We start from the raw sequence: 20,371 nt of genomic DNA on the forward strand, positions 1-20,371 counted from the left end.
ATTTTTCTTTAGTAAACTTTTTTATTTCTTCATAAACCTATCTTTTTCCCATAAATATTTTATCAAAACATAAGATATCCGTCAATCCGGGATTTCGCTTTCCAGCTCTGTCACTTGTATTTCCGCAAACTGATCCGATGTACTGCACACCGCCATTTTAGCGTTTACACCGTCCACCTGATATTCTTTATAAAAAAATCTTTCCGGAAATTCCTCCGGCTTTTTCACAAGTACCGGATGATCTTCTTTGTCAAATTCTATCTCAAATTTTCTTGTATCAAGCTTCATTCCCAGGCGCACCGCTTTCATAAAGCTTTCTTTCAGCACCCAATACCTGAAAAATGCATCCGCCCGGTTCCTGTCGCCATCCTGTTTTTGAATATGTGCCATCTCCCCCGGACAAAAAAATCTTTCCGCCACCTTCATCCTTGCTTCTTTGACCGTTTCAATATCGCATCCGACCATTTCCCCCTCCCGGTCAGAGGCACTGCAAAGGACATACTTCCCAGAGTGAGACAAGTTAAAAGTTTCTTCTCCACTCCAGCCGTAATAAGATTTCATTTTCTCCCATAAAATCCAGGCTCCCACACTCTGGGCACGGTCCATCGGAAACCGGAGCCTGTCTGCTTTCCTTTTTCGTTCTTCCGGCACAAGCTCATAAAATTTCTTAAAGCACTTCTCTTCCGTCAATTTTGAAATATCTGCAAGCCATGTGTAGATCATACTCCTGACTCCCTCAACCTCTTTCTTCTTATCTTCCAGTCCGGAAGAAATTTTGTCATATAATTCTGGAAACGCTGATTATGGCTTGGCTCGATCAAATGGCACAGCTCATGCACCAGCACATATTCCAGACACTCTTCCGGACAGAAAATCAGCTTTGTATTCAGTCTGATCTTTCCTGTCCTCGGCGTACAGCTGCCCCATCTCGTCTTCATCCATCTAAAGGTCCACCCGGAAGCGTGTACTCCCATAACCGGCTCCCACTTTTTCGCATATTGCAGTACCTGTTTTTTCATTTTCTCAATCTGCCCCTTTGTGGGCTGCCCTGCCTCTCCTTTTCCTGCCTGCACCCTCATCTTCTCCTGATGGAGCCTGATCCATTCCTCTTTTGAGTCCACAAATTTTTTAATCCGTCCAGAAGGTGTTCCTTTCGGCGCAGTCACAAGCACCTCCCCTGCCGGAGGTCTGATATACAGATTAATATTCTTAATCCTGCGATACTCTATCTGCACAGGAATACCATTCAGATCATATATCATACTGCTCATTCCACTCCTTCAAAACTTCTTCCTCTATTTTCAGCATTTCTCTGTCATAGGTATAAATTCCATTTACTTCTTCCTCCACATCAGAAAGCTGGGTGTAAATGGTCACAGACAGTCCCTCCGCCAGTTTCGGAATAATCTGTTTCCGCATCAATTGTGAATATCCCCGTGTCAGTTCTCTTTTACTTCCGAAAATACGGTATCCATATACTTTACTGTACATGCTGTGTTCCCGAACCCTCCAGCAGTAACCGCCAAATTCTGTCAGCGCAGTAATCCTCTTGTCTGCTCTAAGTTTCAACTCAAAGAAATAATTATGGATACTCCGGAAATCTCCACCGGCCTGATCAAACCAGCCGCTGGCCTGATCCACCAAACGTGTTTCATCCTGTTCCCTGGCAGCCGCCGTAATCTCTTTCGCATCGAACTGCCCCCAACCTTCATTGAAAAGGACCCATGTAATGATAGACGGATGATTCTGCAGAAGCCGGATAGTCTCTTTCATTTCTTCTACAAAAATTTCCCGGCTTTTCCCTTCTCTTCTCCCAAGGAGCCCATATGTACGATCCGTCACACGCAGATTTATTTTTTCAAATGCATTTGCCATGTAAGTGACATACCAGCGCTTGTACGGACGGCCTCCGCAGACCATATCCTGCCACACCAGCATTCCCAGGCGGTCACAGTGATAATACCAGCGTTCCGGCTCAATCTTAATGTGCTTGCGGAGCATATTGAATCCCAGTCGCTTCATCTCTTTAATATCAAATTCCAACGCTTCATCGGTCGGCGCAGTATAGAGTCCATCCGGCCAGTATCCCTGATCCAGCACTCCCTTCTGCAGATATGGACGGTTGTTTAAAAACGGCCTTAAAATACCTTTCTCATCCTTTTTGGCCGAGATCTTGCGCATAGCAAAATAACTGTCCACTGTATCTTCTCCAAATGTAACTGTCATCTGATACAGAAACGGATCTTCCGGACTCCAGGGATGCATCTCTTGAATCGGAATCTGTAAAGGGACCCCTGCTTCCCCTTTAGCTTCTACAGGCTGCATTTCCTCCGAAGAAATTTCCACTGTAAATCTTCCACCCCTGTTAGAACACACCGTTATTTCAATCATTTCTTCATCAAATAGAGGTGTAGTCTTTATCTCTGTAATATATCGGCCGGGAACCTGCTCCATCCATACGGTCTGCCAGATTCCGCTCTGTGCAGTATAAAACATTCCGCCTTTCGCAAGTTTCTGCTTTCCCCGGCTGTAATAGGAGTGATCCGTAAAATCTCTTACTGCCACTAAAAGCTCATTTTCTCCTTCTTTCAGGGCATCTGTTACATCTGCAGTAAAGGGCAGATATCCGCCAAGGTGTTTCGTTACCAATATCTTATTTATATATACAGCCGCAAACTGATCCACCGCACCGAAATGCAGAAGCCATCTTTTCCCATTCTCTTTTCTCACTTCCCGGGGCAGGATCCTTTTGTACCACAGCACCTGCCTTGGCCGAAGCTGCCTTTCCACTCCGGAAAGAGGCGCCTCCGGAGAAAACGGCACCAGTATTTTCCCGTCAAATCGGTCCGGAATACGCTTCGTCCCCATGATAGCATAGTCCCAGAATCCATTGAGATTCAGATAGCTTTCCCGTTTCATGGAAGGCCGGGGATATTCCTGCAGCACCTGGCCTTGGCTTTCCTTAACCTGATCGGTCCATCTTGTTTTTAACTTTTTCATGTGCTGCCTCCTTTGCCTCTCGTCGTTTTCCTTATTATAACGGATATGCCGGAACCTCACAAGTAAGACCTCTCCACTCGCCATGCCACCTCAACTATGGCTCCGCCATACTCTCGGTCCCGGGCTCTCGCCCTAAACCAGATTTTCTTTCCTCGCCATGCCACCTCAACTATGGCTCCGCCATACTCTCGGTCCCGGGCTCTCGCCCTAAACCAGATTTTCTTTCCTCGCCATGCCACCTCGACTATGGCTCCGCCATACTCTCGGTCCCGGGCTCTCGCCCTATAAAAATCTTCAAAAACAGCCAGCCCCGCTTTTGCTCGTGCAAGCACGGCAAAGTGGGGCTGGCTGTTTTTTCGCTTTTTGCATGGCTTGTTGCCATCAGATATTCCAATGCTTATGTTTTGATGTTTTGAGGCGGGCCATGGCTCTTGCGAGGGATGCCTGTGACAAGTAGTATTCCTGAAGGCTTTGTTTGTGGCGCAGTCGTTCTTCTGCTCTTTGTTTTGCCTCTTCTGCTCTTTTGACATCTATTTCTTCGGGCCGTTCTGCCGCATTGACGAGGACGGAAACCCGGTTGTTGATGATTTCTGCAAATCCCTGTGACACTGCTGCCGTAATCCATTCCCCTTCCGGAGTTTTCAGGTGCAGTTCGCCAATTTCTACTGCCACGACCATATTTTCATGGTGGGCCAGTACGCTGAACTGTCCGTCCTCAATAGGAAGGATCAAATTTTCGCATTGCCCGTCATAAAAAATTTTATCACTGGATATAACTCTTAGATGAAATGTTTTCATAAGCGCTTACTCCTTCGCTTCCGCCTTTGCTTTTTCTATAACTTCATCTATTGTTCCTACATTGAAAAATGCGTTTTCAGGATATCCATCCATTTCCCCATTTATAATTGCCTTGAATCCGCGGATGGTTTCTTTTAAAGGCACGTATTTTCCGGGGATTCCTGTAAACGTCTCTGCTACCGAGAATGGCTGGGACAGGAATCTTTGGATCTTTCTTGCACGGTTTACTGTCATCTTGTCTTCTTCTGACAGTTCTTCCATACCAAGGATCGCGATAATATCCTGCAACTCTTTATATTTCTGAAGAATCTCCTGTACGCGGCGCGCTACCATGTAATGCTCTTCTCCGACTACGTCTGCCTCCAGAATACGGGAAGTGGATTCCAGAGGATCCACAGCAGGATAAATACCCTGCTCCACAATCTTACGGGACAGAACGGTTGTCGCATCCAGATGGGAGAATGTTGTGGCCGGCGCCGGGTCCGTCAGGTCGTCTGCCGGAACGTAAACTGCCTGCACAGAAGTAACAGATCCGTTTTTTGTAGATGTAATACGCTCCTGCAGGGCGCCCATCTCGTTTGCCAGAGTCGGCTGATACCCTACAGCGGAAGGCATACGTCCCAGAAGCGCGGACACTTCTGATCCGGCCTGAACAAAACGGAAAATATTGTCGATAAAAAGCAGCACATTCTGATGTTCCTGATCCCGGAAGTATTCTGCCATAGTAAGACCTGTCTCCGCCACACGCATACGCGCTCCAGGCGGCTCATTCATCTGCCCAAATACCAGGGCTGTCTTATTCAGAACGCCTGATTCACTCATTTCTGTCCAGAGGTCATTTCCTTCACGGGAACGCTCACCAACTCCGGTGAAAATGGAATATCCGCCGTGCTCTGTAGCAATATTGTGGATCAGCTCCTGGATAAGAACAGTTTTTCCGACTCCCGCACCTCCAAAAAGACCGATTTTACCACCTTTTGCATATGGGGTCAGGAGGTCAATGACCTTTATTCCCGTTTCCAGCACTTCTACAGCCGGGCTTTGATCCTCAAAGCTGGGAGCTTTTCTGTGGATCACCCAATGTTCTGTATCTTCACTGATCTTTTCCTTATCATCAATGGTTTCGCCAAGTACATTAAAAAGGCGTCCAAGCGTCTGCTCTCCTACCGGCACCTTAATTCCTGCTCCGGTTGCGGTTACTTCCATCCCTTTACAAAGTCCGTCACTGGAAGCAAGCATGATACAGCGGGCTGTATTGTTTCCTACATGCTGTGCAACTTCCATTACACAGCGTCTGCCGCCGTTATCTACTTCCAGCGCATCCTTGATAAAGGGAAGATCTTCTATACTATCAAATTCCACATCTACAACAGGTCCCATAACCTGTACAATTCTTCCTTTTGTCATAATGCCTTGTCTCACTTCCTTTTCTGTGCATTGGCACCGCCGATTACCTCTGTCAATTCCTGGGTAATATCCGCCTGCCTTACACGGTTATAGGTTATATTTAATTCAGCCAGCATATCCGTTGCACTGTCTGTTGCATTCTGCATAGCCTGCATACGTGAATTTTGCTCGCTGCAGTAGGACTCCACCAGACATCCGTATATCGTTCCTACCAGATAGTTTGGCACAATACTGTCCATGACTCTGTGAGCCGAAGGATACAAAGTAACAGATTCCCGGTATACCCCCGCTTCCGCAATCATTTCTTCCGAAGAAAAATCTATTTTCTGCAGAGGAAGAAGCTTTAATTCCTCCGTCTCTGCCTGCAGTGCATTTTTCATCTGGGTATAGATAATGTAGATATCATCTACCTTGCCTTCCTCAAATAATTCAATCATGCCCATCGCAATCTTTCTTGCGCGGTACAGATTTGGATCCTGCACCGTGTAGCGAAACTCGGAATCCAGCTCATCCTCCCTTTTGGAAAAATACTGCCTGCCTACTTCTCCCAGCACAAACACTTTGTGTCTACCTGGTTTTGCCAGCAGCTCTTCCGCCTTTTTCAATACATTGTGGTTGTAGGCTCCCGCCAATCCCTTGTCTGCCGTAATGACGATACACCCTATCGTCCTTTCTTCTTCCGGAATCCTCTCTCTCCGGTCAAAGAAATGGCTGTGCATGTCCGGCACATGACGCAGGATTCTTGCGATTTCCGCCTGCATGGCATAGAAGAAAGGTTCCGTTTCCGTCAGCTTTTTTCTCGCCTGCTTCATTTTCGAGGATGAAATCAGGTACATGGCATTTGTAATTTTCTTCGTTTCCTGGATGCTGGCCATCCGCTCTTTTAATTCTCTTGCATTTGCCATAATCACACCTGCTTATCTTTTCTCTTTAAATTCCTTTACAATATCCAGAACCTTCTGGAGCAATTCGTCATCTAATACTTTCTTATCTTCGATGGCCCTGCAAACCTCCGGATATTCCCTGTCAAAGTAGTCCAGCATCTCCAGCTGCACTTCTTTTACCTTCTTTGTCTCTATATCCAGAAGCAGCTTGTGCGTCGCTGCACATAACGTAATTACCTGTGCATGCAGACTTAAAGGATTTCCAAGCGGCTGCTTCAGAAGCTCTGTCAGACAGCTTCCATATTTCAGCTGCATTTTTGTAGCGTCATCAAGATCCGAACTGAACTGAGTAAAAGATTCCAGCTCTCTTGCCTGTGCCAGATCGATACGCACACTTCCCGAAGCCTTCTTCATTGCTTTTGTCTGTGCCGCGCCGCCCACACGGGAAACCGAAAGTCCTACATTGACCGCCGGTCTCATACCTGCATTGAACAGATCACTTTCCAGGAAAATCTGTCCGTCCGTGATGGAAATTACATTGGTAGGAATGTAGGCTGATACATCTCCCGCCTGTGTCTCAATGATCGGAAGGGCTGTAATAGAACCTCCTCCCGCTGCTTCATTTAAACGGCTGCTCCTCTCCAGCAGTCTGGAATGCAGATAAAAGACATCTCCCGGATATGCCTCTCGTCCCGGGGAGCGTCCCAGCAGAAGGGAAATCGCACGGTAAGCCACCGCATGTTTCGACAGATCGTCATAAACGATCAACACATCTTTTCCCTGATGCATAAAATATTCTGCCAGAGCTGTGGCAGAGTAAGGTACGATATACTGCATAGGCGCGCATTCGCTTGCTGTAGAGCAAAATACAGTCGTATAATCCATAGCGCCGTGAGAACGCAGCGTATTTACAAGCTGAGCCACAGTAGAAGCTTTCTGACCGATTGCAACATAAATACAGATAACATCCTTCCCTTTCTGGTTCAGTATGGTATCCAGCGCAATAGACGTTTTACCCGTCTGGCGGTCACCGATGATAAGCTCACGCTGTCCCCGGCCAATAGGAAACATGGAATCAATAGAAAGGATTCCTGTTTCCAGCGGAACGCTTACGGATTTACGTTCAACGATCCCCGGTGCTTCCTCCTCTACCGGACGATAATCTGCCGCCTCAATCTCTCCTTTCCCATCAATAGGAGAACCAAGGGCGTCCACAATTCTTCCAATATAGGCTTCCCCTACAGGAATACCGGCCATTTTACCGGTTCTTGCTACCTTAGTTCCTTCCTTTATATCAGAATCATCTCCAAACAAGATACAACTGATCTCATTCTGCTTGATATCCTGCACCATACCTTTCAGACCTGTTTCCAGTGTCACAATTTCACCGTACATGGCATGGTCTATTCCATAAACGGAGGCGATTCCATCTCCAACAGAGACAACATATCCAACTTCCTGATCTCTGCTTATCACGTCATAATTTTCTATCTCTTCTTTTATAATAGAGATAATTTCTGTTGAGCCGATTGTACTCAAGTTTTTCACCTCCAGGTCAATTTTTGTTCTAATCTCTTCAGGCGTCCCTGTATGCTGTAATCATACTCCCTGCCATTCACATGCAGAAGGAACCCGCCAATCAGTTCCGGGCGCTTCTCCATGTTCCACTCCACACTCCTGGCATGGAACTTATCACATATGAATTTTTCCATTTCTTTCTTCTGCCCGTCCGTCGGAGCTGTCACATATACAAGATGCGCAGTCACAATACCTGACATCTCATTTTTCTTCTGACGATACGCTGCAAATATCTCTGAAATATCTCCGGCCTTTCCGTGGTCTGTCACTACCTTAAGAAAATTGCGGATTGACGGATCAAAAATCCTGTCGATCAACTTATGCTTCTTCTCCAGTGTCACCACCGGATTCTGAAGAACCTGTACAAGTTCCGGGGATTCTTCAAAAATCTGCTCTGCCGCCATGATTGCTTCTTCGGAAACTTCCAGGTCAAACAGCACCTTCGCATAACGTATAGACGCCATGGAACAGTACGCTTCTCTACTTTTCGCTGTTTTCATTGGGGTCACCTGCTTCTTTCAGAAATTGATCATACATTGCCTGGCTGTTTTCTTCGCTGCAGTTTTCTGTAAGTATCTTTCTTGCGGCATCTACAGCAAGCCCTGCAACCTCTGTTTTCATTTCTCTTAATGTCTGTTCTCTTTCCAGATCAATGGTTTCCCTGGCTGTCTTTATGATCTTTTCCGCCTCTTCTCCCGCATCGTCCAAAATGCGGTCATATTCCTTTTTCGCATCCGCTCTGGCCTGCTCGATCATCTGGCGAGACTGGTCTTTCGCCCCGCTTAAAGCCTGTTCATACTTTTCTTTCATCTCAAGGGCCTGTGCCTTTTGATCACTGGCATTTTGAAGCCCTTCTTCGATCATGGCTTTTCTTTTTTCCATAATATCAGTCAGCGGTCTGATCAGAAATTTTCGAAGCAGAAGGAAGAGAACTACCAGGTTTATCATTTCCAGGACAAAGTTAAAGTCTAAACTTAACACTTCCCAGTACCTGCCTTTCTATATATTCCGTCTTCCCTTTCCGGTTTCCATTCCTACTGGAGGAAGAAAATAACAAGAAGGCCGATAATGAAACCATAAATAGCTGTAGCTTCTGCAAGAGCACATCCAAGGATCAGAGTTTTGCTGATCTTGCTTTCTGCTTCCGGCTGTCTTGCAATAGCCTCTGCTGCTTTTCCTGTTGCAATTCCAATACCAACACCTGCTCCAATACCTGTAAATACTGCGATTGCAGCTCCGATTGCAATAATTGTTCCTGTCATGTCTTTTACTCTCCTTTTCTTTCTCTATTCCATTTCCTCATTCATAAATAATGCAGTCAAAAATACAAATACATATGCCTGCAAAAGTCCGTCGAATATATCAAAATAAAAACTCAACGGAATTGGTACTAAAAGTGGCACGACCTGTTTTACAAGTTCCATAACCACAAATCCTCCCAGCATATTACCGAAAAGCCGCATGCAAAGCGACAACGGGCGGATAAAGATTTCCATCACCATGATCGGTGCTACAATGGGAACGGGTTTGGCAAAATGGCAGACCCAATGCTTCATACCATTTCTATGTATGCCTGAATACTCAATCACCAGCATACTCATGATGGCAAGTGCCGCCGTTACATTGAGATCCTTTGTCGGCGGCTTAAATCCGGCAAGGCCAATGACATTTGATACTGCAAGATAAAGTGCCACTGTAATCAAATAGGGGATGTAGCGTTTGTTTTCTTTGCCGATAATACCCTCAAAGAAATCCTGCGCCCATCCGATAGCCGATTCCAATGCAAGCTGAACTTTCCCGGGATTCTCTATTTTCAGATTTCTCACAAACAATATGGAGAGAATCGTAAGCGCTGCCATAATAATCCAGGTAACGACAATGGACTCATTTACGGCAATGCCGCCGAAGATCGGAATTTCAAAAACCGGTTGACAGTTCAGTTCTTCCAGCAGCTTTTCCGTTAATTCTTCCGTACTATCCCCTTCTTTCCTCTATTTTTGTCTTGTAGATATTACTGCTATCTTTTAGCTTTGTCAATCAATTTTAACGACATTTTAGCGCCTTGTTTCCCTATGGATTTCTTCCTCTTTTTTATGAAAAATCTCTCCTTTTCTTTCCACTTTTTTGTCAAAATTATGTGTTTTTTCTTTTTTTCTTCCGCCTTTTCTATTTGAGATTTTTTTCAAGACTATTTTTGCACAATAATCTTCTTTTATTTTCTATTTTTTTGTATCTTTTTTACAACTCTTTTATATTTCAGCAATTTTGCCTTTGTATCATATCTACAACCACATTTCTCTTTTTTGTCTCATTTCGTCAGTTTTACTTTTTCTTTCCATCCTGGTTTTTCCAGATTTTCTTTTTCCAGTTAAGATGTTTTTAATAAAATTTTGTTTTCTTTTAGATTCTGAAAACATTTTAGACACATTTTCCTCTTATAATAAAACCAGATAGTTGAAAACACATCAACTATCTCCCCCCTCATAAAGTAAATGCATCGAAGGGTTCGCCCTTCGATGCAAACTTTACTCTCATTCCTTTTAAATAACTATAACTACAGGCTCCCTTCACAGGTTATCCTATGAAGGGAGCTTCTGTTTTTCTATTCCAATTTCTTTCAGCACTTCTGCAGAAATCTCCGGGAAAGGGATCACCGGTCCCGGATCTCCTTCATGATCTCCGATCATCTTTTCCATCCATATCATATGGTACCATCTGCCGAATTTAAAACCGCTGTTATGGAATTTTCCCACAAGTTTATATCCCAAATGCTCATGGAAAGAAGCGCTGTTCTTTGTCAGATATTCGTCCTCTTCCTCCGGATATCCGATACAGGCATTGAGATTTCGAATATTTCTAAGTCTGGAAGCATCTTCCAATGCCTGATACAGCTTTCTTCCTACACCGTTCTTTCTCTGGCCCTCTTTTATGTAGATCGTTGTCTCTGCCGACCAGCTGTAGGCCTCTCTCCCCACAAAGTTTCCCGTGTAGGCATAGCCGATTATTTCACCGTCTTCTTCCGCTACAAGATAAGGGTGTTCCCGAAGAATATTTGTCATCCTTTGTCGAAATTCCTCCAGATCAGGCACTTCATATTCAAACGTAATAGCCGTTTTCTCTACATATGGCCTGTAAATCTCCAATATTTCCGGCGCATCTTCCAGGCATGCCATACGGACAATCACTGTATGTTTCATTTTGATTCCTCCATCCGTTTGTATTTAAAGCGGCAGATCCCTCTTTTCAAATCCTGCCACAGAAACTGTAAAAAGACAAAACGTCAACACAAATAATATCCCGACTCCAGCTAACGCCTCTGGTTCATATTGTACGATTTCTTCCGGCATAAACAAGCTTAAAGGCGTGAAATATTTTAGAAAATTCACCTTATCATTTACCTGGGAGAGCATCTGTATAAGAACAAAGATTAGGCCAAGTCCCGCCCCAATACCGACAGAATATTTCAGTTCATTAAACATACATGCAGTCAGAAAACCAAGGGCCGCCAAAAAAAACTCCAAAAATAGCAGTCCTGCATTTAAAACAAGAAATTCCGAAACCTCAAGCTCTCCTTCGTACATCAAAGCGCTGAATACTATCACCAAAACAGATGCATACACAACCAGCAGCAGGATACCCAACAACAGAACAAACCCCTGTGTCACTAAGATTTTCTTCCGGCTGTAATGTGTGTTCAGCAAATAAGCCATTGAACCTTTATCTATATATTGCGCTGCCAGCTTATAACACATGATCATCGTATATATAAATGGAATGACGATCAGAATAAAACCGTACAGATAGTTAATAGTAAAATCCAGCAAAGTAATTCCCGGATTCTGCATTCCAAATGCCGCAAAAAGCTCCGGCATACTTTCTGCCATAGCATTGATCCCTTCTCCTAGTTCCGGATCATACATCGCCGTAATGACACCTGCATATATTGTGATAATACCCATAAACAAAAGCAACAGCCTGCCGTTCGACTTTATCCCCATTTTCAAAAGCGGCATACTCATACCCGTTCCCCTCCGTAATACTGCAAAAATACTTCTTCCAATGTCTGGTGTCTGGCATTGATATCCTCCACCTCATATCGATTCAATTCACGCAACAGCTCCATCGTATTTCCTTTCATTAAAAAACATACTGTATTGCAGCTCCTTTTACTGCCCGGATATTTTCCCTGGAACATTTTTGCACTTCGTTCATCCGAAAATGTAATCTCATAATGCTTGCTTCTTCCTGTCCGGATTTTCTCCATATTTTCGTCAGCGACTATTTTTCCATTCTTTATCATAATAATCCTGTCACATGTATTTTCAATTTCTTTAAAAATATGTGAGGACATCAGAATCGTTTTCCCTTTCCTTCTCTCTTCCTTTATCAGCTCCACAAACTTATTTTGCATAAGTGGATCAAGGCCGCTTGTAGGTTCATCGAGGATCAAAACCGGTGCATCCTGCATGAACGCAACTACCAAAGCAATTTTTTGTTTCATTCCTTTTGACATTTTTTTCAATTTTACCTTAGGATCAAGCTCCAGATAATCGATCAGCTCGCCGGCATAAGTTAAATCTTTCATTTGCTTCATTTCCGCCATAAAACGAATAAAGTCCATCCCGGACATGTGATCCATAAAGGCAATTTCTCCCGGAAGATACCCAATCCTTTTCTGAATATCAGCCGCCCGCCGAAAACAATCCATACCAAAAATTTCCGAACATCCTCTGTCAGGCTTAATAAACCCCATCAGATGTCTGATCGTCGTTGTTTTACCTGCTCCATTCGCCCCCAGAAACCCAACTGTCTCCCCTTCATTGGCAAAAAAAGAAATATTGAAAACACCTTTTTGATCCCCATAATCTTTTGTAAGATTCTTAATATCTATCACGCTCATAAATAATTCTCCTTGTAGCTTATTTTGCGCAGCATTTCTTTCCATTGATCAAATTCTCTTAGCATATCCTCAAAAGAAACCGGAAGATTCATTCGCCGCTTCTCCAAGAGATATCCTTCCGAGAGCCAGATTAGCATTTGATAGATCTTCTTTGGATCAACAGTTTCTTTAAATGGTGTAAAATCAATCTTCTGAAAATACGTATCGAAACCGGCTGCCATCCTTTCACTTACATATCTGTTGGAAGCGTTCTCCACTCTATCACATGCTGATAAAAAGCATTCAAAACAGAAATCTGTAATAAAGGGGTATTGTATCACAATATCCGCTTTCACCTTTGCGCCATATTCCAAAAGCTGAAAGAAATCTGTTATTCCGGAAAATTCCTTTTCGTCTATCGCCTTCTGCATTAAACCTTCACAAAATTCACATAAGTATAAATAGAACTTCTCTTTGTTTTTGAAATAATAAAATAGCAATCCCTTAGATATCCCGGCTTTATGAGCTATATCCTCTGTATTTGCATTTTTATATCCGCATTTCCCAAATAATTCCAATCCGGCATTGATAATTTTCAATTGCTTTTCTTCTGGAAGCTCTGAAAATTTTCCGTAGTTATCCATACTTCTGCTCCTTTACCGGCCATATTTTCTTTATATCGTCAACTCATTTTTATTGTAATTCATTGACTATTTTTTTCAACCCCTCCTGTCACCTCTTTATAGTCATCTTTCCAAATATTCCATGAGATAAGCAGCAGTTTAGGAAATCTTAAACCCGGCTTAAGAATATTTCGTTTTCTTTTATTTTCTCCTCATACTTTTGACATATTTTCCCTTTATAATAAGAGTCAGATAGTTGAAGAACACATCAACTATCTCCCCCTCATAAAGTAACGCGTCAGGATCCGCAATCTCCCGACGCCATACTTTACTCTCTCATTCCTTTAGATAACTATAACGACAACGAAAACCCACCGGCCGAAAGGTCAGTGGGTTTTCGCTGTCTGTATCCCATTTCTTTTTATATTAACATAATTTTTCTATTTTTAGTTGTCATAATCTATTTCGTCTGATAAAATAGGATCATATAAACTCTACATAATGTATTTACCCAGGGAACCGATGGGGCGATATGTAGCCACCTACTCATAAGAGAAAGGGGCTGGTGCTTATGTACGTAACATACAGCGATTTATTTACTTTTGTTATTATGCTGGTTGCTGTTATCACCTTTGTTATGACCGTCAATAAGCATAACAAAAAATAACGCCCTCACCCGGAAAAGTGTAGCGTTATTTTATGAAACATAATTACCGAGGTGGCTAGATTTCAGCTAGCTATCGGTTCCCTTGTTAAGTGTATTATATCAAAAATAATCAAAATGTCAACCACTCAAAAAGAATCCCAAGGATGAGTCACACAAGACTTCCTTTTTCACCGAAAATACAAAATCAATACTTTCTTAATTCGGAGTTAAGAAATTTTCGTTTTCTTTTAGGATTCTATCATACTTTTGACACATTTATTCTTTATACTATGAATCAGATAGTTGATAACAACTATCTTTCCCCCTCACAAAGTAACGCGCCAGACTTTGCAACTTCTGGCGTCACACTTTACTCTCATTCCTTTAGATAACTATAACAACAACGAAACCCGTTAGCCTTTAAGGTTAACGGGTTTTCGCTGTCTGCTCCTTTTCTTACCAGAGAGTTCCAATAATCACTACCGAATGCAGAACTTGCATCCGTAAAGGTGTACCGCATCAGCAAGGTCTGACAATCTGAGAATTGCAAATTCACGGTCAATCACAACACTTGGAGATCCCGTTGTCAAATGTTGGTCCAGATAACAGGCCTTTATAACTCCGGATCAATCTGGGCTTTCATTTCTTTTGTTTGTCCACTGGCCAGATCTACAAACTGATCCTGGACATCTTCCATATGGAACTGCGCATAGAACGGGCAAAAATCCTGCTTTCATCGACAAAATATCAAGTTCAGGAAATTGCTGAAAAAATCGGAATAGAAAAACCAAACAACTTCCGGCAGGCATTCAAACACGCAACCGGAATGTCCCCCTCGCAGTTTCGCCGAAAAACACCGGAACATTTATAAAACTGCCGGAAGCTGTTCCCTTTGATCCGTCTATTCAATTCCTTCCGTTTCAATAACAAATTTTACTGTTCCATCCATAGAAGAATCTTTTCCGCTAAATGTATCATAACGGCACGTTTCAGAAGACAAAGCCTCCAGGCGGTCCAACACTCCCTGCAATTCTTCTTTTACTGCTTTCTGGATCCGGGACGTTCCTTCTTCCTCCAACTGTGCCATACCCGCTGAAAGAGCTCCGGCACCAGACTGGAGCCGGGAGATCCCTCCTTTCACCTGTGCACTTCCCAACTGTAGAGAGCTCCCTCCCTTGGTCAACTCTTTTGTTCCTGATGCAAGAGAGAACGCTCCGTTTCTTAATGAACCGCTTCTTCCAGAAAGACCGGCACTTCCTTGCGCCATCTGTGTTCCCAGAGTATCCAATCCGGCTGCCAATCTATTCGTTCCTCCTGACATGGTCTCTATCCCAGCTGCAATGGAAGGACTGCTGTTTTTTATCTGATCTGCTCCATTTCGTAAGCTGTCATTAAAACCGTTCAACTTGTCAAATCCATCCAGAAGACTGTCAATTCCTTGCGAGGCCTCTCCCAGTTCTTCTGATGAATCCTTTAATTGTTCCATTTCTCCTGACAAACTTTCTACTGCTCCGTTCAGCCCACGCATGCCTTTCTCTAAAGTTTCCACCCGGCTCCCCAGATCTTTCAGATCTTCTTCGGGAAGCTGCTCTTTTACACTGCTGATCTCATCAAGTCCCCCCTTAAGATCCTCCATCTCTCCCGGAAGCTTTCCTGCGGCCGTTTCAAAAGTATTTAGGTCAGATTCGATACTGCCAATTGTTTTCGAAATTCCCGAGATATCTATCTGTGAAAAGTCCGGTTCCTGAACAGTGTTCAAGTTCTCCATTCCACTTAAGTTCTCTGCCGCATTCTTCGCATGATCAAGGTCAGTGATCACCTGACGGACCTCTTCCGCGGTTCCGTCCTGTCCTTCCTGCTCCAGGCAATTGGCCTCCTGTTCCAACTTACCTATCGTGGTCTCGATGGAAGAAACGCTCTGCTCCGCCGCATTTTTCGCACTGGCAATTTTTTCATTATTCAATGCTACCGTATTGTTGATCTGTCTGACCTGGTCTATACAATCCGCTTCCAAACAGGACAGCTGCGAATCCATTGTTTCAAGCTGCCCGGAAATATCTTCCAACGCAGCCGCAATATTTTCCGCCGGATATATCATCTCTTCCTGCAGTTCTGTTTCCAGTCCTTCTGAAGCATTCGCCAGCTCACGGCTTGCTTTTATCATATGATCCACTTGAATCAGTAGATTGTTTACTGCATCTTCAGAGAGTACTTCCCGAAGTCTGCCGGTTTCTTTTGCAAGTTCCTCTGATGCTGCCAGGATATCTTCACCGGAACTTCCCTCTCCATCCACACTGGCAGCAAGCTGTGCCGCTGCTGTCTTTACTTGTTCAAGTCCATCTCCCAGCTTCGAAAGATTTTCCGCCCTTTCCGAAAGCTGCTGTTCTCCCTTTATATAGGCGGTCACTCCTTCAGCCAACGCGTCCGCGCCTTCTGTATACTCCCGGGCCCCCAGTGCAATTGTATTAACCCCATTGACATATTCCGTCACTGTCCCGGACAACTCGCCATTTACTCCCAGGTACTTTTGAATACTGCCATTCAGCACATCCACGCCTTCTGTATATTGATCTACACCAAGTGCAAGCGCTCCGGCCCCTTCATCTAAAATCTCAATTCCACTTTTAAGTGCCTGAATCCCCTCGTCAAACTCTTCATAACTGCTTCCGAGAGTATCTGCCCCGGCGGAGAGCTGCCGGGAACCGTCTGTAAGTTCCAGGGCTGCATTTTCCAGTTCATCTATCGAAGCCTGCAGGGAATCAAAATCTGTAATGTCCTCGGTGTGAATATCCTCCAAAAGGTCTGTCAATCCTATTGTAAAAGCAGGCGACATAGAAAAGTCTTCCACATCTGCGGAAATATTCAAAGTCTCCGGGATCGTAAGTGCCAAATCCTCGGCTTCTTTCATCTCAAGATCCAGGCTCTCCTTAAGTCCCGGCATAGCAAATCCAATTACAATATTCCGGTTTCCATCATTGATCACCTTTCCATTATCGATTACCACATTAGAAAATGTTTCATTCGGAAGAACAAGCCCTGTCATCATAACGAAGGGACTATATACCTCCTCTTCTTTTCCATTTACAGAAACTTTTCGTTTTTCATAATTCCTGTAATCGATCCGTATTTCCAGGTGTCCGTTTTTTCCTTTTAATTCTTCCGGCTTCATCTCTTTCCCGTCCAGATAATATGTCAATTCTACAGAAACCGGAAGATCCTGTTTTGCTGTTCCCTGATAGTAAATATCTTCTCCTTCCGCATTCCATACTATCTCACTTCCGTTTTTTGTAAATGTTTCTTCTCCTTTTACATTTTTCACCTCATCCAAAGAACTGACATCCGAAAGGCTTCCTGAGTTCTCGATTCCCTTAAGCCAGTCTGATACGGTCACTTTTGTCTGTTTTCCACTGGCGTCTGCATTGACATATACTGTTTCATCCTTACTGATCTCACTTTCTGCCGCTGCGTTGACCGGCATCACACACATCACCGCCGACATTCCTGCCGCAATGGAAACTGCCACTTTTTTTCTGTTTCTGTTCATATGAATCTACATCCTTTCTATACAATATTTCTTATCCTCTATGGCAAACCCGACTGATGTCTTACAGATTACTTTATCAAATATCATAAACATTGCCGGAAGCAGCAAAATCACTACACACATACTGATTAGAGCTCCCCTCGCCAGAAGCGTACATATTGAGCCGATCATATCTACATTAGAATAAATCGCAACTCCGAAGGTAGCCGCAAAAAAACTGAACCCGCTGCTGACTATGGATACCATACTGACTCTGTGCGCTATATCAATGGCTTCTTTCTTAGTCCGTCCCCTCTGTCGTTCCTTCTGGTATCGGCTCGTCATGAGAATCGCATAATCCACTGTCGCGCCAAGCTGTATTGTTCCGATCACAATGCTTGCTACAAAAGGCAGGCTGATGCCCTGATAATATGGAATTGCCATATTGACAGCAATTGCAAATTCAATTACAGCTACAAGAATAACCGGGATTGAAATAGATTTGAACGTCAGCATAATGATCAGAAAAATTGCCGCGACAGACACAGTATTTACCATTTTGAGATCCACATCTGTCACATCCTGAAGATCTTTCATCAGCGGCGCCTCACCAATCACCATAATATTTTCGTCATATGACTTTACAATGGTATCAATCCGGGCAATCTGAGCATTGACTTTATCTGTCGCGGAACCGTATTCCGAACATACAAACGCCAGCTCGCAGTGTTCACTTTTTAACATTTCTCTGATTTCCTGTGGAATCATAGAGTCTGGCACAGAAGGCCCGATCAGTGAATTTTGACAAAGAGTCCATTTCACCCCTTCTACCTCTCCAACTTCTTCCAGCATTTTCTGCTTCTTCACCTCATCCATATCTTTATCCATAAGAATCAGATGCATATTTGCCATGTCAAAATCTTCTGATAATTTTTCATTGGCAACATTGCTGGGAAGGGATGCCGGCAGTGACTGTGCAATATTATAATAGATATGAGTATTGCTGTTTCCGTAAATCGCCGGAGCGAGCAGCAATAGAAACAACACGATCCACGCTTTGTAATGCTTTGTGATAAATCCGGAAAAATGATCCATACTGGGAATCAAAAGTTTGTGGGAAGTCTTTTCGATTCCTCTGTCGAATGTAAGGATCAGCGCCGGAAGCACTGTAACACAACAGATCACTCCCATAATGACGCCTTTCCCCATGACAATCCCCAGATCCCTCCCCAGGGCAAACGTCATAAAACAAAGCGCAGCAAATCCGGCAATCGTTGTTACAGAACTTGCCATTACAGATTTAAAGGTATTGGCAATGGCATGCCCCATGGCACGCTCTTTTTCTCCCGGGAATCTTCTTTTATTTTCCTCATAACTGTTTAACAGGAAAATAGAATAATCCATCGTGACCCCAAGCTGCAGTATTGCTGTCAAGGATTGTGTGACATAGGAGATTTCTCCCAAAAAAATATTGGTTCCCATATTATAAAGAACTGCAAAACCAATACTTACCAGAAACAGCACCGGCACCAGGAAGGACGCTGATGTCAGCTCCAGCACTAAAAGGCACAAAAGTACTGCAATTACCACATAGACCGGAAGCTCCTGAAGGCACAGGTTTTTAATATCTGTGACCACTCCCGTCATACCGCTGATAAAGCACCGTTTATCTGCAATTTCCCTCATCTGTGTGATTGCATCCATAGCCTCGTCCGAAGAGGTAGTATTGTCAAAAAGCGCCAGCATCATCGTTGCATCTCCCCGAAAAAATGTTTCCCTCATCTCTTCAGGAACCATTTCCACCGGAAAGCTAAGATCTGCGGCGTCATCATACCACAGCACATCTTTTACATGAGGAACTTTGCTGAATTTTTCTTCCATCTTCTGTACATCTTTCAATTCCATATCTTCTACAACCACCATAGAAAATGCACCCATCCCGTATTCATCTACGAGAATGTCCTGCCCTTTGACAGTTTCCAGGTGTTCCGGAAGATAGCTAAGCAGATCATAATTCACCCGGGTCATTCCCATCCCGACCACAGCAGGAATTGCCAGAAGCACTCCCAAAAGTAGAATAAGTTTTCTGTGTCTAGCAATCCATTTGCCGACTTTCACCACCAGTATCAACCCCTTTTCCTATTTAACTTTTCGTTTCACTGCATATTTTTCTAAAGCAGCTTATTTTGTACAGCTGTCACAGCCCTAAGTATAATTAAAAAATGACTAATAGTCAATATTTTCGAGCTAAAAAATGAATTTTGGTCATTTATTGACTTTCCTGCGCTTTTCTTACATAATATAAGTAACACTTCAGACAGATCAGCGCGGCACTGATTCCGCAGGGCTGTTTGAGACAACAAAGGATTGAGGTACACAAATGGGTAAAATTGATGATAATAAAAAGAGAAAAAAAGATGCTCTGCTCTCCTCGGCTTTCCAACTATTTACAGAAAAAGGCTTTTCCAAAACAACCATATCGGATATTGTCAACCATGCCGGACTCGCGAAAGGTACTTTCTACCTGTATTTTGAGGACAAATATGACCTCAGAAACCGGGTCATTGCCTACAAAGCCGGGCAGTTATTCGACAATGCCTGCCAGGAACTTGAAAAAAACAGTATAAATAGCTTCGAAGAAGAACTTCTGTTTATTACAGACTATATCATTGATTGTTTCTGCCGCCAGCATTCCCTGATGGAATTTGTTGCCAAAAATTTATCATGGGGTATTTTCAAACACACTTTTTCCAGCACAGAATTTATGGCATCTCAGGACTTCTATGATCATTATCTGCAGTCCATGGAAAAGTATCATATAAAATGTAAATCTCCTGAGCTGATGCTTTTTACCATAATCGAGCTGATCGGAGCTACAAGTTATAACTGCATCCTCCACAATCAACCTGTGTCCATTGAGGAGTACCTCCCCTATTTACATGAAACGCTCCGACATATTATTATCGTATATACAGACGAGACGCCTTCCGCCTGATGTACTTATCAAAGGCAAAAAAATAAGCCGTATACAGC

At 43.5% G+C, this 20,371-nt stretch carries 20 protein-coding genes; 2 read left to right on the forward strand and 18 right to left on the reverse strand.

Annotation, left to right across the window (positions count from 1 at the left end; all coding sequences use genetic code 11):
• Positions 1-81: 81 nt before the first annotated feature.
• From EUBC25_RS06410 to EUBC25_RS06485, 16 genes are all read right to left on the reverse strand, one after another.
• A complete protein-coding gene (locus EUBC25_RS06410) occupies positions 82-723 on the reverse strand; it encodes a 4'-phosphopantetheinyl transferase family protein (protein WP_230107338.1) in 642 nt (213 codons plus the stop codon).
• Positions 720-1,271, reverse strand: coding sequence for a M48 family metallopeptidase (locus EUBC25_RS06415; RefSeq protein WP_230107339.1), 552 nt, complete (start codon positions 1,269-1,271; stop codon positions 720-722). The genes EUBC25_RS06410 and EUBC25_RS06415 overlap by 4 nt, the downstream gene beginning before the upstream one ends.
• Positions 1,252-3,000: a glycoside hydrolase family 2 protein gene (locus EUBC25_RS06420; RefSeq protein WP_230107340.1), complete on the reverse strand. Its 1,749-nt coding sequence runs from the start codon at positions 2,998-3,000 to the stop codon at positions 1,252-1,254. Before EUBC25_RS06420 ends, EUBC25_RS06415 begins: the two co-directional genes overlap by 20 nt.
• A gap of 381 nt (positions 3,001-3,381) precedes the next feature.
• Positions 3,382-3,798 (reverse strand): ATP synthase F1 subunit epsilon, encoded by a 417-nt coding sequence (atpC, locus tag EUBC25_RS06425; RefSeq protein ID WP_230107341.1) that lies wholly within the window; start codon positions 3,796-3,798, stop codon positions 3,382-3,384.
• Between the two features lie 6 nt (positions 3,799-3,804).
• Entirely contained in the window at positions 3,805-5,205 is a 1,401-nt protein-coding gene (gene atpD, locus EUBC25_RS06430) for a F0F1 ATP synthase subunit beta (RefSeq protein ID WP_230107342.1), read from the reverse strand.
• Between the two features lie 11 nt (positions 5,206-5,216).
• Positions 5,217-6,110 (reverse strand): ATP synthase F1 subunit gamma, encoded by an 894-nt coding sequence (gene atpG, locus EUBC25_RS06435; RefSeq protein WP_230107343.1) that lies wholly within the window; start codon positions 6,108-6,110, stop codon positions 5,217-5,219.
• A 12-nt stretch (positions 6,111-6,122) separates the two neighbouring features.
• The gene (atpA, locus tag EUBC25_RS06440; RefSeq protein WP_331471530.1) at positions 6,123-7,628 is read right to left on the reverse strand and encodes a F0F1 ATP synthase subunit alpha; all 1,506 of its coding nucleotides are present in this window, start codon (positions 7,626-7,628) and stop codon (positions 6,123-6,125) included.
• A 5-nt stretch (positions 7,629-7,633) separates the two neighbouring features.
• Positions 7,634-8,167, reverse strand: a complete 534-nt coding sequence (atpH, locus tag EUBC25_RS06445) for an ATP synthase F1 subunit delta (RefSeq protein WP_230107345.1) — start codon at positions 8,165-8,167, stop codon at positions 7,634-7,636.
• Positions 8,148-8,648 carry a F0F1 ATP synthase subunit B gene (atpF, locus tag EUBC25_RS06450; protein ID WP_230107346.1) on the reverse strand — a complete coding sequence of 167 codons (501 nt, stop codon included), beginning with the start codon at positions 8,646-8,648 and terminating at the stop codon, positions 8,148-8,150. Before atpF ends, atpH begins: the two co-directional genes overlap by 20 nt.
• Before the next feature lie 53 nt (positions 8,649-8,701).
• A complete protein-coding gene (gene atpE, locus EUBC25_RS06455; RefSeq protein WP_230107347.1) occupies positions 8,702-8,929 on the reverse strand; it encodes an ATP synthase F0 subunit C in 228 nt (75 codons plus the stop codon).
• A gap of 24 nt (positions 8,930-8,953) precedes the next feature.
• Complete coding sequence (locus EUBC25_RS06460; RefSeq protein ID WP_230107562.1) at positions 8,954-9,616, reverse strand: F0F1 ATP synthase subunit A; 663 nt, start codon at positions 9,614-9,616, stop codon at positions 8,954-8,956.
• A 333-nt stretch (positions 9,617-9,949) separates the two neighbouring features.
• Positions 9,950-10,093, reverse strand: coding sequence for a hypothetical protein (locus EUBC25_RS06465; RefSeq protein WP_230107348.1), 144 nt, complete (start codon positions 10,091-10,093; stop codon positions 9,950-9,952).
• 153 nt (positions 10,094-10,246) lie between these two features.
• Positions 10,247-10,864, reverse strand: a complete 618-nt coding sequence (locus EUBC25_RS06470; protein WP_230107349.1) for a GNAT family N-acetyltransferase — start codon at positions 10,862-10,864, stop codon at positions 10,247-10,249.
• A 24-nt stretch (positions 10,865-10,888) separates the two neighbouring features.
• Positions 10,889-11,686, reverse strand: a complete 798-nt coding sequence (locus tag EUBC25_RS06475; RefSeq protein ID WP_230107350.1) for an ABC transporter permease subunit — start codon at positions 11,684-11,686, stop codon at positions 10,889-10,891.
• Positions 11,683-12,567 (reverse strand): ABC transporter ATP-binding protein, encoded by an 885-nt coding sequence (locus tag EUBC25_RS06480; RefSeq protein ID WP_230107351.1) that lies wholly within the window; start codon positions 12,565-12,567, stop codon positions 11,683-11,685. The genes EUBC25_RS06475 and EUBC25_RS06480 overlap by 4 nt, the downstream gene beginning before the upstream one ends.
• Entirely contained in the window at positions 12,564-13,190 is a 627-nt protein-coding gene (locus EUBC25_RS06485; protein ID WP_230107352.1) for a TetR/AcrR family transcriptional regulator, read from the reverse strand. Before EUBC25_RS06485 ends, EUBC25_RS06480 begins: the two co-directional genes overlap by 4 nt.
• A 1,322-nt stretch (positions 13,191-14,512) precedes the next feature.
• On the opposite strand from EUBC25_RS06485, the gene EUBC25_RS15090 reads away from it, so the two are divergent.
• Positions 14,513-14,686, forward strand: a complete 174-nt coding sequence (locus EUBC25_RS15090) for a helix-turn-helix domain-containing protein (RefSeq protein ID WP_416386671.1) — start codon at positions 14,513-14,515, stop codon at positions 14,684-14,686.
• 30 nt (positions 14,687-14,716) lie between these two features.
• Here EUBC25_RS15090 and EUBC25_RS06490 read toward each other — a convergent pair whose 3' ends face one another.
• Both EUBC25_RS06490 and EUBC25_RS06495 read right to left on the reverse strand, forming a co-directional pair.
• Positions 14,717-17,359 (reverse strand): coiled-coil domain-containing protein, encoded by a 2,643-nt coding sequence (locus EUBC25_RS06490; RefSeq protein ID WP_230107353.1) that lies wholly within the window; start codon positions 17,357-17,359, stop codon positions 14,717-14,719.
• A 6-nt stretch (positions 17,360-17,365) separates the two neighbouring features.
• Positions 17,366-19,459 carry an efflux RND transporter permease subunit gene (locus EUBC25_RS06495; protein WP_230107563.1) on the reverse strand — a complete coding sequence of 698 codons (2,094 nt, stop codon included), beginning with the start codon at positions 19,457-19,459 and terminating at the stop codon, positions 17,366-17,368.
• A 259-nt stretch (positions 19,460-19,718) separates the two neighbouring features.
• Here EUBC25_RS06495 and EUBC25_RS06500 point away from each other — a divergent pair, with 259 nt between their 5' ends.
• Entirely contained in the window at positions 19,719-20,333 is a 615-nt protein-coding gene (locus EUBC25_RS06500) for a TetR/AcrR family transcriptional regulator (protein ID WP_230107354.1), read from the forward strand.
• Positions 20,334-20,371 lie beyond the last annotated feature (38 nt).

Origin of the sequence: Claveliimonas bilis (assembly GCF_020892095.1) — a bacterium.
Lineage (GTDB): Bacteria > Bacillota > Clostridia > Lachnospirales > Lachnospiraceae > Claveliimonas > Claveliimonas bilis.